At 64.5% G+C, this 16571-nt stretch carries 13 protein-coding genes; 8 read left to right on the top strand and 5 right to left on the bottom strand.

All coding sequences use genetic code 11. The features are described 5' to 3' along the window. Window positions 1-134 precede the first annotated feature (134 nt). Complete coding sequence (locus HNP00_RS20815; RefSeq protein WP_184741615.1) at window positions 135-890, bottom strand: IclR family transcriptional regulator; 756 nt, start codon at window positions 888-890, stop codon at window positions 135-137. A 210-nt stretch (window positions 891-1100) separates the two neighbouring features. Here HNP00_RS20815 and HNP00_RS20810 point away from each other — a divergent pair, with 210 nt between their 5' ends. From HNP00_RS20810 to HNP00_RS20790, 5 genes are all read left to right on the top strand, one after another. Then, complete coding sequence (locus HNP00_RS20810) at window positions 1101-2513, top strand: NAD-dependent malic enzyme (protein WP_184741614.1); 1413 nt, start codon at window positions 1101-1103, stop codon at window positions 2511-2513. Between the two features lie 13 nt (window positions 2514-2526). Then, window positions 2527-4137 carry a malate synthase A gene (aceB, locus tag HNP00_RS20805; RefSeq protein WP_184741613.1) on the top strand — a complete coding sequence of 537 codons (1611 nt, stop codon included), beginning with the start codon at window positions 2527-2529 and terminating at the stop codon, window positions 4135-4137. Between the two features lie 2 nt (window positions 4138-4139). Continuing rightward, entirely contained in the window at window positions 4140-5408 is a 1269-nt protein-coding gene (locus tag HNP00_RS20800; protein WP_184741612.1) for a DUF6986 family protein, read from the top strand. 10 nt (window positions 5409-5418) lie between these two features. Then, window positions 5419-6231 (top strand): bifunctional allantoicase/(S)-ureidoglycine aminohydrolase, encoded by an 813-nt coding sequence (locus HNP00_RS20795; protein WP_184741611.1) that lies wholly within the window; start codon window positions 5419-5421, stop codon window positions 6229-6231. A 258-nt stretch (window positions 6232-6489) separates the two neighbouring features. Beyond that, window positions 6490-7635, top strand: a complete 1146-nt coding sequence (locus HNP00_RS20790) for a serine hydrolase (RefSeq protein ID WP_184741610.1) — start codon at window positions 6490-6492, stop codon at window positions 7633-7635. Between the two features lie 178 nt (window positions 7636-7813). Here HNP00_RS20790 and HNP00_RS20785 read toward each other — a convergent pair whose 3' ends face one another. Further along, on the bottom strand, window positions 7814-8125 hold the full coding sequence (locus HNP00_RS20785; RefSeq protein WP_184741609.1) for an MmcQ/YjbR family DNA-binding protein: 312 nt from the start codon (window positions 8123-8125) through the stop codon (window positions 7814-7816). Between the two features lie 59 nt (window positions 8126-8184). Here HNP00_RS20785 and HNP00_RS20780 point away from each other — a divergent pair, with 59 nt between their 5' ends. Next, a complete protein-coding gene (locus HNP00_RS20780; protein WP_184741608.1) occupies window positions 8185-9633 on the top strand; it encodes an ATP-binding protein in 1449 nt (482 codons plus the stop codon). Between the two features lie 144 nt (window positions 9634-9777). Here the strand turns inward: HNP00_RS20780 and HNP00_RS20775 are convergent, their stop codons facing one another. Beyond that, entirely contained in the window at window positions 9778-10023 is a 246-nt protein-coding gene (locus tag HNP00_RS20775) for a hypothetical protein (RefSeq protein ID WP_184741607.1), read from the bottom strand. A gap of 139 nt (window positions 10024-10162) precedes the next feature. Here HNP00_RS20775 and HNP00_RS20770 point away from each other — a divergent pair, with 139 nt between their 5' ends. Next, the gene (locus tag HNP00_RS20770; RefSeq protein WP_311770640.1) at window positions 10163-11047 is read left to right on the top strand and encodes a pentapeptide repeat-containing protein; all 885 of its coding nucleotides are present in this window, start codon (window positions 10163-10165) and stop codon (window positions 11045-11047) included. A 23-nt stretch (window positions 11048-11070) separates the two neighbouring features. On the opposite strand, the gene HNP00_RS20765 is transcribed toward HNP00_RS20770, so the two are convergent. Then, on the bottom strand, window positions 11071-11943 hold the full coding sequence (locus HNP00_RS20765) for an NAD(P)-dependent oxidoreductase (RefSeq protein WP_184741606.1): 873 nt from the start codon (window positions 11941-11943) through the stop codon (window positions 11071-11073). 168 nt (window positions 11944-12111) lie between these two features. Here HNP00_RS20765 and HNP00_RS20760 point away from each other — a divergent pair, with 168 nt between their 5' ends. Then, window positions 12112-14709: a bifunctional lysylphosphatidylglycerol flippase/synthetase MprF gene (locus HNP00_RS20760; protein WP_184741605.1), complete on the top strand. Its 2598-nt coding sequence runs from the start codon at window positions 12112-12114 to the stop codon at window positions 14707-14709. Here the strand turns inward: HNP00_RS20760 and HNP00_RS20755 are convergent. After that, on the bottom strand, window positions 14689-16539 hold the full coding sequence (locus HNP00_RS20755) for a glycoside hydrolase family 15 protein (RefSeq protein WP_184741626.1): 1851 nt from the start codon (window positions 16537-16539) through the stop codon (window positions 14689-14691). The genes HNP00_RS20760 and HNP00_RS20755 overlap by 21 nt on opposite strands. Window positions 16540-16571 lie beyond the last annotated feature (32 nt).

Raw genomic sequence — 16571 nt, 5'->3', positions numbered from 1 at the left:
ACCCGCACAACCTCACGCAACACCTCAGGCCGACCAACACCCACCACAACACCCACCAATCACTCAGGTGTTGCAACGACCCCCTGAACCCGCCCGTCGGAAACCCGACAAAGGTGAGCGAGGGTCGAGACGGGTTAGTTCTGGTTCAGCTCGGCGGAAATCGCGAGGGCGGCTTCGCGAAGGAGAGGCACGGCACGGTCGGCAAAGTGCTGGTCCACGCGGGACACCGGGCCGGAAACGGAAATAGCCGTGGGCGTCGGGGCGTTCGGGACGGCCATCGCGAAGCAACGGACGCCGATCTCCTGCTCTTCCTCATCGATCGAGTAGCCACGTTCACGGATCCGGTTCAAATCGGCGAGGAGGGATTCGATGTCCCCGATGCTCTTGGCCGTGGGCGTGGGCATGCCCGTGCGGGCCACGATGCCGCGGACCACCTCATCATCCAGCTGGGCCAGGATTGCCTTGCCCACGCCGGTGTCGTGCGTGTGGGCGCGACGGCCAACCTCGGTGAACATGCGCATGGAGTGGAGGGACGGAACCTGGGCAACGTAGATGACCATGTCCGAATCCAGCACGGCCATGTTGGACGTTTCGCCGAGCCGGTCCACGAGGGACTTCAGCTGAGGACGGGCCAAGGCGCCGAGCTGCTTGTTGGCGCCTTCGCCAAGCCGGATGAGCCGAGGGCCCAGTGCGTAGCGACGATTGGGCAGTTGCCGGATGTAGCCGAGGGACACCAAGGTGCGGAGCAAGCGGTGGATGGTGGGGAGCGGCAAGTCTGTCGACGATGACAGTTCGCTCAACGTGACGTCTCCGCCGGCGTCGGTGATGAGTTCCAGCAGTTCGAAGACGCGCTCGACGGACTGCACGCCTCCCGAGGGCTTTTCAGCCATTCCGTTGTCTCCTATGGCTCGGAATCCGACAACTCTTATCCGCATCGTGAAAAGAATTGCTTAGAACACTCAAGATACAGCACGCGACGCCGGAATGCTCGCGCACCGACGAGGGCTTGTGTTTCCACTTTGTAGATAATAATATCCATAATACGAAAACATTCGGTTTGAGCGGAGGCCCTGTGTGGGCCTGTACGAGGAGGAAATTCAATGGCGAACCCGAGCCCCGGAAATTCGATCACCCTGCGCGTCGCCGCGCCGTCGAGCTTCACAGCCACGAGCGAGCTGGCCGCAGCCGTCGCCGCTGCCGGCGCGGCCGTCACCGCACTGGATGTGACCGAGTCCCACCACGACACCCTGGTTGTGGACGTCACCTGCAACACCACGGACGAAGACCACGCCAACCGCGTCAAGGACGCCCTCAACGCGCTCGACGGCGTCACGGTCCAGCATGTCTCGGACCGCACCTTCCTCATGCACCTGGGCGGCAAGCTCGAGGTGGTCCCCAAGGTGGCCCTGCGCAACCGCGACGACCTTTCGCGTGCCTACACCCCCGGCGTCGCACGCGTCTGCCTCGCCATCGCGGAGGACCCGGCTGCCGCCCGCAACCTGACCGTCAAGCGCAACACCATCGCCGTCCTCACCGACGGTTCGGCCGTCCTTGGCCTGGGCAACATCGGCCCTGCGGCCGCCCTGCCTGTCATGGAAGGCAAGGCCGCGCTGTTCAAGCAGTTCGCCAACGTCGACGCCTGGCCGGTCTGCCTGGACACCCAGGACACCGAGGAAATCATCATGATCGCCAAGGCCATGGCTCCGGTCTACGGCGGCATCAACCTCGAAGACATCGCCGCCCCGCGCTGCTTCGAAATCGAGAAGCGGCTCCGCGACGAACTGGACATCCCGGTCTTCCACGACGATCAGCACGGCACGGCAATCGTCACCTTGGCGGCCCTCGTCAACGCATTGCGCGTAGTGGACAAGAAGCTCTCCGAGGTCAAGATCGTGGTCTCCGGCGTCGGCGCCGCGGGATCTGCCATCATCCAGCTCCTTAAAGCCCAGGGCGCGCAGCACATCGTCGCGGCCGGCCGTTCCGGCGCCATCCACTCGGGCGAAAAGTACGACGACGAGCACCGTTCCTGGATTGCCGCGAACACCAACGAGGCAGGCTTCTCCGGCACGCTGCACGAAGCCCTCAAGGGTGCCGACGTGTTCATCGGCGTCAGCGCTCCGCACGTGATCGGCGAAGAGCAGGTGGCATCGATGGCCGACAACGCGATCGTCTTCGCCATGGCCAACCCCACCCCGGAAATCGACCCGGTGATTGCGTCCAAGCACGCAGCCGTGGTCGCCACCGGCCGGAGCGACTTCCCCAACCAGATCAACAACGTGCTGGCCTTCCCGGGCTTCTTCCGTGGACTGCTCGACGCCGGAGCATCGGACATCATCCCGGAGATGCTCGTGGCTGCCGCAGAGGCTATCGCCAACCGGGTCGCAGATGATGAACTGAATGCGAGCTACATTATCCCCAGCGTCTTCGACCCTCACGTTGCCGCCGACGTCGCCGCAGCCGTGGCAAACGCCGCACATTCCGCGGCAGTTGCCAAGGCCGCTAGCGCTCTCTAGGAAAGGACCACCCATGGCTCTCACTGTCACAGACCCCCGGCCGATCGAACGTGCCGAGGAGATCCTGACTCCCAAGGCGTTGGCCTTCGTGGAGGAACTCCACCGCCGCTTCGCGGGCACCCGCACCGAGCTCTTGGCGGCCCGCGTCGCCAAGCGTGAAGAAGTGGCCCGCACCGGCCGGCTCGATTTCCTCCCGGAAACGCAGGACATCCGCGACGGCGACTGGAAGGTTGCCGAAGCACCCGCAGCGTTGCAGGACCGCCGGGTCGAGATGACCGGCCCGGCCTCTCCCGCCAAGATGGCCATCAACGCGCTGAACTCCGGAGCAAAGGTGTGGCTCGCCGACCTTGAGGATGCCAGCACCCCCACGTGGGCGAACGTCATCGACGCGATCCTCAACCTCCGCGACGCCGCCCAGGGCACCCTGAGCTACACCTCGCCGGAGGGCAAGGAATACCGGCTCCGCACGGACGCGCCGCTCGCCGTCGTCGTCGCCCGACCCCGCGGCTGGCACATGGACGAACGGCACTTGCTGCTCGACGGCGAACCCACCGTGGGCGCGCTGGTGGACTTCGGCCTGCACTTCTTCCACGTGGCAAAGCAGCTCCTGCTCAACGGGCAGGGCCCGTACTACTACCTGCCCAAGATGGAAAGCCACCTCGAGGCCCGCTTGTGGAACGACATCTTCGTTTTCGCCCAGGACTTCCTTGGCGTCCCGCAGGGTAGCATCCGCGCCACCATGCTGATCGAAACCATCCCGGCCGCGTTCGAAATGGACGAGTTCCTCTACGAACTGCGTGACCACGCTTCCGGCCTGAACGCCGGCCGTTGGGACTACCTGTTCAGCATCGTGAAGTACTTCCGCGACGCCGGCGAGTCCTTCATCCTGCCGGACCGCGCGTCCGTGGTCATGACGGCCCCCTTCATGCGCGCCTACACGGAACTGCTGGTCAAGACCTGCCACAAGCGCGGTGCCTTCGCCATGGGCGGCATGGCAGCCGTCATCCCGAACCGCCGCGAGCCGGAAGTCACGGCACAGGCCTTCGAGAAGGTCCGTGCTGACAAGACCCGCGAGGCCAACGACGGTTTCGACGGTTCCTGGGTGGCCCATCCGGACCTCGTTTCCACCTGCCGCGAAGTCTTCGACTCCGTACTGGGCGATCCGGCAAACGGCGGCAAGCCCAACCAGTTGGACAAGCAGCGCCCAGAGGTCTCAGTGACTGCCGAGCAGCTGCTGGATATTTCCTCCGCCGGTGGCCAGGTGACCGAAGCCGGGCTTCGCCTGAACCTCTACGTCGCAGTCGCCTACACCGCGGTGTGGCTCTCCGGGAGCGGCGCGGTCGCCATCCACAACCTCATGGAAGACGCCGCCACCGCGGAAATCTCCCGTTCCCAGGTGTGGCAGCAGATCCGCAACAAGTCCGTCCTGGCCGACACCGGCAACACGGTCACCCGCGAACTGGTGACCAAGATCCTGGGCGAAGAGACCGATCGATTGCGCGGCGAGGTTGACGCCGAGTCCTTCGAGAAGTTCTACGAGCCGGCGAGCCGCCTGATCGCGGACATCTGTCTGTCCGAGGACTACACGGACTTCCTCACCACTCCCGCCTACGAGCTGGTGTAGGAATGACAGCTTCCTCATTCTCTGCGGCGGATGTCGCCGCGATCGATTCCCAGCTCGCCGCTACCGATCAGTTGCTGGAGCGCAACTACCCCGGCGACGACGGCACCCGCCAGCCCGTGCACACGGTGTACGTCCCCGCGGACCGTTTCACGCCGTCGCTTTCCGCTGAATGGGGCGCCCAGGCGATCACGACGGCGGAGGCCCACGGCGGTCTCGAAAGGCTCGGTACGCTGCTGGGCCAGGAGCCCGAATTGGCTGCCGCCGTCGCCACCCGCGTGGCCGACAAGCTGCGCGGCGAGCCGATCGAGGATTTGCGCCTCGACTTCGAGGACGGCTACGGCGACCGCGGTGACGAAGCAGAAGATGTCGCAGCGGTAGCTGCGGCCCAGGCTGTCAGCGAAGCGGTTGCCGCGGGCTCGGCTCCGCCGTTCATCGGCATCAGGTTCAAATGCTTCGAGGCCCCTACACGGGCACGGGGCCTGAAGACCCTGGACCTGTTCGTCTCCACGTTGGCCTCCGCCGGAGAACTGCCCGACGGCCTCATCCTGACCCTGCCGAAGGTCACCACGGTGGCCCAAGTAAAGGCGATGGACTTCGCGGTCTCCCGACTGGAAGAGATCCACTCCCTTCCGGCAGGCCGCCTCCGTTTTGAAGTGCAAGTGGAAACACCCCAGCTGATTCTCGGCCCGGAGGGAACTTCCCCCGTGGCCCAGCTTCCACAGGCAGTTCCGGGCCGCATCAGCGCACTGCACTACGGCACCTACGACTACTCCGCTTCGCTGCAGATCTCCGCGGAGTACCAGTCCATGGAGCACCCGGTGGCGGATTTCGCCAAGGAAGTCATGCAGTTGGCCGTTGCGGGCACGGGGATCCGGCTCTCCGATGGTTCCACCAACATCATCCCGGTGGGCGACAACGTGGAAAATGCGTGGAAGCTGCACGGCCGGCTGGTCCGCCGCTCGCTTGAACGCGGATACTACCAGGGGTGGGACCTGCACGCCGCCCAACTGCCCAGCCGTTTCGCGGCAACGTATGCCTTCTACCGCGAAGGCCTACCCGCCGCCGCGGCCCGCCTCCGCAACTACGTGGAACGTACCGAAGGCGGCGTCATGGACGAACCCGCCACCGCCCGGGCCCTCGCCGCTTTCGTCCTCCGGGGCGTCCAATGCGGAGCGGTAGGTTCCGAAGAAGTGCTGGCTCTTGCCGGCGTCGAACTCCCCCGGCTGACTGCACTGGCGCATCCCCGGCTGGCACAATCCACCTCCAAGTAAGGATCCAACGATGGGAAAGTACTACTACCCCCAGGGCGGGCTGCCGCCCCAGACCCACCTCACCACGGAACGGGCCATCGTCACCGAGGCCTACACCGTGATCCCCAAGGGTGTCATGACCGACATCGTGACCAGCACCCTGCCGGGTTTCTCCAACACCCGTTCCTGGATCCTGGCCCGCCCGATCTCCGGGTTTGCCACCACGTTCTCCCAGCTCATCGTGGAGATCGGCCCGGGAGGCGGCGCTCCCAAGGCCGAGTTCGAGGAAGGCGTTGAAGGCGTTGTCTTCGTGACCAAGGGCAAGGTCAACCTGACCCTCGACGGCGAACTTCACCAGCTTGAGGAAGGCGGTTATGCCTACCTGGCCGCCGGCGCCTCCTGGGGCCTGGAAAACGTCTCTGATGACATCGTCTCCTTCCAATGGATCCGCAAGGCCTACGAACGGCTTGAGGGTTACGAGGCGAAGTCCTTCGTCACGAGTGATGCCGAGGTGGAACCCACTGCGATGCCGGACACCGACGGCGCCTGGAAAACCACCCGCTTCACGGATTCCAGCGACCTGGCCCACGACATGCAGGTGAACATCGTGACGTTCCAGCCGGGCGGGGTCATCCCGTTCCCGGAGACCCACGTCATGGAGCACGGCCTCTACGTGCTTGAGGGCAAAGCCATGTACCTGCTCAACAACGACTGGGTGGAGGTTGAAGCCGGCGACTTCATGTGGCTCCGCGCCTTCTGCCCGCAGGCCTGCTATGCCGGCGGCCCGGGCCAGTTCCGTTACTTGCTTTACAAGGACATGAACCGGCAGATCAAACTGACCTAGGGGTTCCCCTTCCGGCTACCCCAACTGATCCCCACCGCCACCCTCGCCTCGCAAGCTCGGCCAGGGAACCCTGGCGGCGTGGGCCCCCGCAGTAGTTGTCGTTATGAGCGCTCATAAGGACAACTACTGCGAGTCAGTTGGGTTTGGGCCGCGCCCGCGTTTTCAGCGTTGACCCCCTCACCTCCGAAGAGGACGATCGAAACTACGGGGGCAAGGGCGCCCAGCCGTTGCCCTGCAGCGTAGCTTCAGGAGGCAGCCATGAAGGCTGCGCGGGCGTCCCGGACGTCCAGAACATCCCGCGTTTCCAGGGTTCCCCGGACACGGGCCACCTCCCCGACCGCAGGATTCCTGGTGGCCTCAGTCCTGGCATTGACCCTGGCCACAGGGGCCTGCACGTACCCTCCCACGTCCGAATCCGAAACCGTCGCAGCGCCCACAGGAACGGCGGCGATAGATGTGCCCGGGTTGGAGTTCTTCGCACAAGCCATGATCGGCCAAGGCGCCACGGCTGTAGTCGTCGAGGTCAAAATCCGGGGTGACAGGTGGGCCAAGAGCTACGGAATACGGACCCTGGACGCGCACCATCCCGCCGAAGTCACGGACCGGATACCGGCCGGAGGAATCACCAAGTCCATGGTCTCGGTTTCCCTCCTCAAACTGGTGGAAGAAGGAACAATCGGCCTCGATGACCCCGTTTCGAAGCACCTTCCGGAATTCAACAGCTTTGTGCACGCAAGCGACGCCGTCACGGTGCGGTCCCTGTTGAACCACACCTCGGGTTTGGCCGACCCTACGGGGCCCATGCTGGAGTCCCAGCCGTTGAAGCAGGCCATTAACACCCGCTTCAGCCCGGAGGACATCCTGCGGCTGGCAGGCACGGTGCCGTGGGTGGGACGGCTCGCCCCGCAGTTCACCTATTCGGACGCAAACTACGCCGCACTTGCCTTGATCATCCAGAGGTACCGCAACCACTCGATCGGCGACGTCCTTGCTGCCGACATCTTCGACCCCTTGGAGCTGAGCCGCACAAGCCTGGGCGCCCCGGACCGTTCCGAGCCTGCCCTGATCCACAGCTATTCCACAGTGGACGGCGAGCGCCTGGACGTGACGGAACCGGAGCTACAGCTTGGCTCGGCCGGCGCCGGAGTCATCTCAAGCGTTAGGGACGTGAACTCGTTCTACGCAGCACTCATGCGGGGGCGCTTAATAGGGCCGTCCGCCTTGAAGGAGATGGAGACCATCAACGGGGCGAACTACGGCCTTGGCCTGCAGCGTTGGAATGACGAGTGCACCAACGGCTTCTACTACGGCCACGGCGGATCCACGCTGGGCTTCGGCGGCATCAGCGTCAGCAGCGCGGACGGCTCCCCGCCAGTTGAGCGTGGGGGTCGCCCACCCACCTGATGCAGGGGCAGGGGACGACGCTGTGGTCGCCGGCCTCACCCAGCCGGTATCCGTGAAGCTCCGGGATCTTGCCATCACTACGCTGGACGGATTCTGCTGAACAGGGTCGCTCAACCCGGCCCAACCCAAACCCAAACCAAACCCAGCCCAACCAAGCCCTTTCAACCTGGCCGGCCGCTCAGCCGGGCGCTCCGCCGCCGGCAATCCGGTACGACTCCTGCAGCAGCTCGTCCAGTTCCTCGACGTCGATCCTCTCCAGGCGGACCAGCACGAGATTCGGGGACCGTTCGTGGTGGGGCGTCCAGAAGTAGGTGCCGGGGTCAGTTCCTGCGAGCGCTTCGCGCTCCCCGGTTTTCACGGTGAGGACGCCGTCTTCCCATATCCGGGCCATGAGGGTTTTGCCGAACCACGCCGGTTGGCCCCAGCTGGGCCGCTCGCTAACCCCTGGGAGTCCGCGGCAGATCTGGCGGACATCTTCCTCTGTGGCCATGGCCTACTGTGGCACCTGACCCCCCGACCAGGCAATGCCCCTCCTGCTAGGGTCTGACCATGGATGAAAAATTGGGGAAATTCATCGAAGATTTCGGAACCCTGACGCGCTTGGCCCAGTCTGGTTTGGACCACGTCGACGGCGGCGAGCAGCTTCTGCAGGCGTTGACCGGGCACCTTGGCGTACCGGCCCATGAACTTTCGGTGGTAACGGAGGAGATTCCGCCGCATCGCTTGGTGGATGTGGACATCGTCATGGAGGGGTTGGCCAGCCGCGATCCGGACTATCGGCTGGTGGGCATCGGCGGCGGCGATCAGCGCCACCACATGTCCTTCAGCGACATGCTGCAGCAATCCCGTGGCTACCCGCGCTTTCCGCTCGCCCAACCGGACTATTCCAACTTGGCCACCGGCCCGGACCAACAGCGCCAGGCCGTGGCGCTTGGCCTCTGGCTCTTCAGCTATGCCGGTTCACCCGCGGCGGTACTCCAGCGCGGGGCCAAAATTGACCGCGGCCGGCAATTTGCCTCATTGGAAGTCCTGGCCACCCACCCCGCTGTCGCTTCCGGTCTTTTGGCCGAGGTACGGCGAGAAATGGAACACCAAAGCGTTTTCAAAGGCCAGATCATCGCCCTCGCCGTCAGCGACTATGGGCCCAGCATCAGCGGAGTGACCTTTATCAGGCGTCCGGAACTCACCGGCAGCGATGTGGTCCTTCCTGACGGTCTCCTCGACAAGGTCGAGGGCCACACCCTTGGCATTGCCCGGCAAGCGCACATTCTTGTGGCCCATGGACAGCACCTCAAGCGCGGCCTCCTGCTTTACGGGCCCCCGGGTACTGGCAAAACACACACTGTCCGTTACCTGCTGAGTCAGAGCGAGGGTACGACGGCGGTGCTCCTGTCCGGCGGTTCACTCGCCAGGATTTCGGAGGCGGCCAAGATCGCCCGGGCGTTGGCGCCGTCCATCGTGGTGCTGGAGGACTGCGATTTGATCGCTGAGGACCGCAGCTTCGGACATGGGCCCAAACCACTGCTTTTCGAGGTGCTTGACGCCATGGATGGGCTGGACAACGACTCTGACGTCGCGTTCGTGCTGACCACCAATCGCGTGGATCTGTTGGAGCGTGCCCTCGCCCAGCGGCCCGGACGGGTGGATCTGGCGGTGGAAATACCGCTTCCTTCCAAACATGAACGGATGGAACTGCTGCGGCTGTATTCGAACGGGCTCCCGTTCTCCCCCTCGTCGATCGAAACCGCAGCAGGCCGCACTGCCGGCACCACGGCGTCGTTCGCCAAGGAACTGATCCGACGCGCGGTGGTCGCGGCAGCGCTCGCGGACGAGACTCCCGGCGACGCGCACCTGGGCTTCGCAGTGGAACAGTTGATGGCCGATAGCGAAGCCCTGACGCGGAGCCTCCTCGGAAGCAACGGCGGCCACGGCGGAGGCCCCGGGCCTGGCAGCTTTCCCGGCCCGCACGCCGGACCGCCCCCCGGTCCCGGCGCCTGAGTACGGCGCTCGGTTCCACGGAACCCGCCACGGCAAAGGAACCTGCGCCGCTTCCCAGCGGCCCAGGTTCACAGCGGCACAGGTTCACGGCGGCACAGGTTCACAGCAACCGATTCCCCGAGCCGAACCGGCGACACGAAACAGTCAGGACGGGGGCTCCTCCCGCTGGGGCACCTCGTCCGTCGGTGTCCACGTGAGCTTGACCGTGGCTCCGTCGTTGTTCTCGTCGATCCTCATACGCAGTTCCTCGCCATAGAGGAACTCATGTTCAAAATGCCGTCCATCAATGCGAGCCGCATCCAGGAGCTTTGTCATCGCCGTTGCCATCGCCCGGCCCCAGTCATGCGGATTCTTGCTGGACGCTTCTTCAAGGGCTGAATAGCTGACCATGAATCAATTGTTCTCCGGTGCAGCGAGTTCTGCCAGACCCCCCGTCTGCTTCGTGCCGTGGAGCCCGACGGCGGCGGCCGCCTGCCGCCGTCGTCGGGCCCTGCGACGGTCAGCCGCCTCGTGACGGTAGATTGCTCAAGTGGATTTGGACGAATTGAAAGCTGATTGCGGCAGCTGCTTCGCGCTGTGCTGCGTCGCCCTGCCGTTCCAGGCATCGACGGATTTTGCGAGCAGCAAGGACGGCGGAACACCGTGCAGCAATCTGCGGGACGACTTCCGCTGCGGCATCCACACGAATCTGCGCAACGACGGCTGGAAGGGATGCACGGTTTTCGAATGCTTCGGGGCCGGGCAGAAGGTCTCCCAGCACACGTTCGGAGGCCACAGCTGGCGTGCGGAACCCGATACCGCTTCCAGCATGTTCAGTGCGTTCGCGGTCATGCGGCCGTTGCAGGAACTGCTTTGGTATCTGTCGGACGCTGTGAGGATCAGCGCGGCCGCGAGCATTCGTGCCGAGTTGCAGGCCGCCTTGGACGCGACCCTGCGTTTGACGTTGACGAGCGCCGAGGAACTGCTGGACCTTGACATTGACGCACACCGCGGGCGCGTCAACGCCTTGTTGTTGCAGGCCAGCAGCTTGGCCCGGTCTGGCGCGTTGGCTCGTGCGGGCGCGCGGCCACCTGCGGTCCGCGGGAAGCGCCCGAAGACCGCCCCGGGCGCTTCGAATTTGAGGGGTGCCGAATTGACGGGTGCGGATTTGATAGGCGCCAAGCTCAAGGGCGCCGACCTGCACGGGGCCAACCTGCGCGGCGCGTACCTGATCGCCGCGGATCTGCGGCAGGCGGATTTGCGTTTGGCGGACCTGATCGGAGCGGACTTGCGCGACGCCGATCTGCGCGGCGCGGATCTGTCAACGAGTCTCTTCCTGACCCAACCGCAAGTCAACGTAGCAAAGGGCGACGCCGGCACGCGTCTTCCGGGTTCCGTCAGCGTTCCGCGGCACTGGGCTTCGCCCGCAGCCTGAAACGGCTGGGCCTCCGGCCCGGCTCAGTCTTCCGTGGGCGTGGTCCGGTTCGAGTGGTAGTCCCGCCAACTGTGCTCCGGGGAGAAACCCAGGAGGCGTCTGGCCTTGTCAATGGACAGCATGGTTTCGTGTTCTCCCAAGTCCTTGGCCACGTTGACCTGCGGGAAAACTTCGGCGGCCAGGCTGGCGCTTGAACGGCCCATGACCGTGTCCGACGCGGCAATGATGAACGCCTCGAAACCGGGCTTGCCGTTCTCCAAAGCGCGCGCCACTGCCTGTGCGCCGTCGCGCCCGTCGATGTATGCCCAGAGGTTCCACTTTCGAAGCTTGGCGTCAGCGTCAAACGATGGGAAGGCTTCGTAGTCCTCGGGGTCCATCACGTTGGAGAACCTCAGGGCCACAATGCTCAGCTGGGGATCCCAGCGCGTGAGTTCGGTAGCCATTTGTTCTTCGAGGTGCTTCACCAGGGAATAGGTGCTTTCCGGCCGTGCCGGATATTTTTCATCTACAGGGATGTAGGGAGGATCGATGTCGAATGGCAGCCCCAGCACTGTCTCGCTGGACGCGTAAACGATCTTCTTGATCCCAGCCCTCCTCGCGGCCTGGAAGACGTTGTAGGTGGAGAGCATGTTGTTTTCGAAAGTTGCGGCGTCCGGAAGCAGTCCCGGTGCCGGGATCGCTCCGAGGTGGACGATCGCGTCAAATCCTTCGTGCCGGTCGTCCAGGCCAAGGATCACGTCCACAACCTGCCCGTAATTCCGGAGGTCCACTGTGACCGTGCCGCGGTCCCTCCCGCCGGCCCGGTCCAGGTTCATGACCTCGTGGCCGTCGGCAGTCAGCCTGCGGACCACGCTCTTGCCCAGTTTTCCGCTTCCACCGGTTACCGCGATTCTCATGAAAGGACTCCTCTGGATGGATGAAACAGCCCTACAGCTTGCCTACGCCGGAGTCTATTGGATCGGGAAGGGAAAGGTCACGGCGAGGTGGGCCTATCCTCGTAGGTCGGCCGGTGTGGAAGAATTTCGTTTCGCCCCCCAATCCTTCTGGCGCGTTGAAAGGAACCCGTGCACGAGCCGGGAACCCGGTCCCTCTCGGACGCCCAATTGCGGCGATCGTGGACTGGAAGACTGCGCTCCGCACAGCTCACCTTCGGTTTTGTCGTCGTTTTCTGGGGATTGGGCGCGCTGACGTCGAGCCTGGCCACGGGACCGAATGCGCAATTGCGGCTCCACGTCGCAGCGACGCCGCACTCTATTCCGGATCACTGGTGGGCCGTCTTGGCTTCCGCCTTCTGGGCCAGGGACCTGCCGGAATACGTGCTTGGAACGGTCTTGGTGCTGCTGCTCGGGGTGCCTTTGGAGCGGCGAATGGGATGGCGCGCGTACGCAATCGCTGCCGTCTCCAGCCAGATTCTGGGCGTTGGGGTTTCCCTCGGATTCCTGGCCATCGCACAGGGCTTGCTGGGAAGCTGGACGGAAGAGATGGGCAGCCACCTCTTCATGGGTCCTAGCGCTTTCATCATCGGCACGGCCATGGCAGGGACCGCATCCATGGCAACACTGTGGAGGCGCCGCATCCGGCTGGCCGCCTTCGCCCTGCTGCTCCTCCTGGCCCTGTACAGCGGAGGGTTCGCGGATCTCGTGAGGCTCGGGGCCGCAGGGGTAGGCACGGTTCTCGGCCCACTGTTGTTAGGACGTCGGCCGCGATTCGGGCGCCTGGTGAGTACCCGGCACGAGGGCCGGGTACTTCTTTCGCTGCTCATTGCCGCCTCGGCGATCGGACCGGTGGTCGCTGGCCTCATCCCGCATGCCGTGGGGCCGCTGTCCATCCTGCGCTTTCTGTTCACCAACATCCAGCCGGTAGACCCCCAAGCGCTCCAGGCCCTCTGCGCGGCTCCCGCGCGGGTGAAGGACTGCGCGGTCGCCCAGCTGCAGTTGCGCGCCGGCGCCGGCGGGATCTTCATGGCCATCCTCCCGTCCTTCCTCCTCCTGTTGCTCGCGGATGGGCTTCGTCGCGGGCGGCGATTCGCATGGGTGGGGACCCTGCTGATCCAGGTAGGCCTGTCCGTCCTCGCCGGAATTGCCATCGCCGGAGTCCTGCAGCAAACTGCCTCTGGCACCGGGGCAAGCGAGGGGATCGCCGCGATCGAAGGTTCAGGCTCCTCGCAGCCGCTCACATTGGCCCTGCCGCTCCTTCTGCCTCTTGCACTGACCATTGTCCTGCTCGCGACCCGGCGGCTGTTCCACGTCATTGCGCCGGCTGGAACCTACAAGCGCCTTGCCGTCCAAGTTCTTGTCATGGCAGCTGTGCTCAGTGTGGTCTACGTCGGTGCAGGGCTCCTCCTCGCCCAGGAGTTCTCCCCTGTTCCAGGCTTGCCGGATCTACTGGCGGATGTCCCCGACCGCTTCCTTCCGCTGGGCTTCGTCCTGGACGTACCTCCGGCCTTCTTCCCCGAGGGAACAGCCGCCGTCCTCGTCTACGAGGGCGTCGGAGTCCTCTTTTGGGCGGTTGCGGGTGTCCTGATATTCAAGACGTTCCTCCACCAGGCCCATACCCGGCACGACGCCAGCACCGAGCGTGCGCGGAAGATCATCAAGACGTCGGAAGGCAGCTCGCTGGCCTGGATGACCACCTGGCCGGGAAACATGTATTGGTTCTCCGCTTCAGGGGAGTCCTTTGTCGCATACCGGGTCAGCGCGGGAGTTGCGCTCACGCTTGGTGGCCCGGTGGGACCTACATCCGAGATGAGCGCCGCCTTCGCTGAATTTGCCCGCCACTGCAGGGGCAATGGGTGGACGCCGTGTTTCTACTCGGTGCCGCAGGAACTGCGCGACCATGCGGATTCTTCCGGTTGGAGCTCTGCCCAGGTAGCCCAGGAAACAGTCCTGCCGTTGCATTCGATTTCCTTCAAGGGAAAGAAGTTCCAGGACATCCGCACAGCCCTGAACAGTGCCGCGAAGGAGGGCATCCGCTATGAGTGGACGAGCTTTGCCTCTGCCCCTTTCTCCGTCCAGTTCCAGATCGAGGAAATCTCCGAAGAATGGGTAGCGGACAGGAACATGCCCGAGATGGGGTTTACCCTGGGCAGCCTGGACGAGCTCGATGACCCGGACGTACGCTGCTTGCTCGCAATCGACCAGCGCCACACCGTTCACGCGGTCACGTCGTGGTTACCTGTGTACCGCAACGGGCACATCGTGGGCTGGACCCTCGATTTCATGCGGCGCCGCAGCGACGGTTTCCGTGCCAGCATCGAATTCCTCATCGCTTCCGCGGCACTCAGCCTCAAGGATGAAGGATGCGAATTCCTCAGTCTCTCTGGAGCACCCCTCGCACGGATCGCCGAGGATCCTTCCGAAGTACCACGGCCAAAGCCACCATCCCGGCCTCCGGGCAGCCTTGACCGCTTGCTCGATTGGTTGGGAGCGACTTTGGAACCGGTGTACGGGTTCAGGTCCCTCTTGGCCTTCAAGGCAAAGTTTCAGCCCAGGTACGAACCCCTCTACATGCTCTACCCGGACGCCGCTTCCTTGCCTGCCGTTGGAACCGCCGTCGCACGGGCCTACCTGCCAACGATCAACCTCGGAGCTGGGCTGGCCCTGGCAGGCCGGATCTTTCGCTGGCCCCAACGCCCCCGAACGTCAGGTCGACGCCGCCCCTGAGGCCGCCGTCGATGTCTGTGGGGACGATGCTTCCGCGGATCCTGCCGAGGATCCCGACGGCGGTGCGCCCCCGATCGGGGCATTGCTGCGGTGCGCTTTGCCGTGGTGCAGTTGCAAGGCGCTGAGCACCAATCCGAAATGGCTGAAGGCCTGGGGCATATTACCAAGTTGGCGGCCCGCGTGTGCGTCCCATTCTTCGCTCAGCAGGCCCACATCATTGCGCAGGCCCAGGAGCCTCTCGAAGAGGGCAGTCGCCTCCGAGCGGCGCCCCGCCCCCAAGAGCGCGTCCACCATCCAGAAGGAACACGCAAGGAAGACGCCCTCCCCACCCGGCAGTCCGTCGTCGCTCTCTTGCGGACGGTAGCGCAGCACAAAACCGTCTTCCGTCAGCTCACGCTGGATGGCGTCAATAGTGCCGATCACGCGCGGATCGTCATGCGGCAGGAAGCCCACTTTGGGGATGAGGAGAAGGCTCGCGTCCAACTCCTTGCTCCCGTAGGACTGGACGAAGGTATTGCGATCCGCGTCGAATCCGTGGGTCATGACTTCGTCATGGATGGTGTCCCGCAAAGCCTCCCAGCGATCTAGCGGACCGGGCATCCCGGATTCACGGATTCCCCGGACCATCCGGTCAGCCGCAACCCAGGCCATCACTTTCGAGTGCACGAAGTGGCGCCGCGGGCCGCGTACTTCCCAAAGTCCGTTGTCGGGCTTGTCCCAGGTGCTCTCAAGGTGGCGCATCAAGGCGGTCTGGATAGCCCAGGACTCATCCCCGATGGTCATCAACGATGCCCGGGTCAAGGACAGGCAGTCCAGGACCTCTCCCCAGACGTCCAACTGGAGCTGCTCGGCTGCCGCATTCCCGATTCGCACCGGCCGCGAACCCTGGTATCCCGCAAGCCACGTCAGTTCGGTCTCGGGCAATCGCCGGCGCCCGTGCAAGCTGTACATGATCTGGAGATCGGCCGGGTCGCCGGCCACTGCGCGCAAGAGCCAGTCCCGCCACGCGCTGGCCTCCTCGGTATAGCCTGCGGCCAGGAAAGCTTGAAGGGTCAACGTGGCATCACGCAGCCAGCAATATCGGTAGTCCCAGTTCCGCGGTCCGCCGAGCTGTTCGGGCAGCGAGGTGGTGGCGGCGGCAACAATGCCCCCGGTAGGCGCGTAGGTGAGGGCCTTCAGCGTGATCAAGGAACGCTGAACGGCCTTCCGGTAAGGCCCCCGGACGGTGCAACGCTTGGACCAACCGGTCCAGAATGCTGCGGTGTCCTCAAGCGCGATGTCTGCCTCGACCGTGCGTGGCCGCCGTTCGTGACTGGGCGCCCAAGTCAGGACGAAGGGGATGTGGTCACCGGCGTTCACCGTGAACTCGCTGACCGTGGTGAAGTCCTTGCCTATCAACGGCGCCGGGGTCTTGAGGTAGACGGAGTCCGGACCGGCAACCGCGCGGAGGCCATGCCTGTCACGGCGCACCCAGGGCACTACGTGTCCATAGTCGAACCTCAGGATCAGCTCCCCGCGCATCTTGACCGTCCCGCGGATCCCTTCAACCACCCGCACGATGTCCGCGACGGCGTCGCGCGGCGGCATGAAGTCGACAACCCGCACGTGCCCTTCCTCGGTTTCCCACTCCGTTTCCAGGATCAGCGTCCCGTCCCGGTACTGGCGGCGCGTGCAGATGCCCTCGGATTCAGGCGCCAGAAGCCAGCGCCCTGCCTTGGGGGAATCCAAGAGGGCGGCGAAGCACGCGGGCGAATCGAAACGTGGAAGGCACAGCCAGTCGATCGAGCCTGCTGTGCTGACCAGGGCTGCCGTGTGCAGGTCCCCGATCATCGCATAGTCTTCGATCCTTTGGCCGGTATTCG

Source organism: Arthrobacter sp. AZCC_0090 (genome assembly GCF_014207375.1).
Taxonomy (GTDB): domain Bacteria; phylum Actinomycetota; class Actinomycetes; order Actinomycetales; family Micrococcaceae; genus Arthrobacter.
The sequence above is the reverse complement of the archived record's forward strand: the minus strand, read 5'-3'. Positions and strand labels throughout refer to the sequence as shown.

Excerpts from the sequence above, each read along its gene's own strand:
- HNP00_RS20815 (WP_184741615.1), bottom strand. The coding sequence starts at position 890 with ATGGCTGAAAAGCCCTCGGGAGGCGTGCAGTCCGTCGAGCGCGTCTTC.
- HNP00_RS20810 (WP_184741614.1), top strand. The coding sequence starts at position 1,101 with ATGGCGAACCCGAGCCCCGGAAATTCGATCACCCTGCGCGTCGCCGCG.
- aceB (WP_184741613.1), top strand. The coding sequence starts at position 2,527 with ATGGCTCTCACTGTCACAGACCCCCGGCCGATCGAACGTGCCGAGGAG.
- HNP00_RS20800 (WP_184741612.1), top strand. The coding sequence starts at position 4,140 with ATGACAGCTTCCTCATTCTCTGCGGCGGATGTCGCCGCGATCGATTCC.
- HNP00_RS20795 (WP_184741611.1), top strand. The coding sequence starts at position 5,419 with ATGGGAAAGTACTACTACCCCCAGGGCGGGCTGCCGCCCCAGACCCAC.
- HNP00_RS20790 (WP_184741610.1), top strand. The coding sequence starts at position 6,490 with ATGAAGGCTGCGCGGGCGTCCCGGACGTCCAGAACATCCCGCGTTTCC.
- HNP00_RS20785 (WP_184741609.1), bottom strand. The coding sequence starts at position 8,125 with ATGGCCACAGAGGAAGATGTCCGCCAGATCTGCCGCGGACTCCCAGGG.
- HNP00_RS20780 (WP_184741608.1), top strand. The coding sequence starts at position 8,185 with ATGGATGAAAAATTGGGGAAATTCATCGAAGATTTCGGAACCCTGACG.
- HNP00_RS20775 (WP_184741607.1), bottom strand. The coding sequence starts at position 10,023 with ATGGTCAGCTATTCAGCCCTTGAAGAAGCGTCCAGCAAGAATCCGCAT.
- HNP00_RS20765 (WP_184741606.1), bottom strand. The coding sequence starts at position 11,943 with ATGAGAATCGCGGTAACCGGTGGAAGCGGAAAACTGGGCAAGAGCGTG.
- HNP00_RS20755 (WP_184741626.1), bottom strand. The coding sequence starts at position 16,539 with ATGATCGGGGACCTGCACACGGCAGCCCTGGTCAGCACAGCAGGCTCG.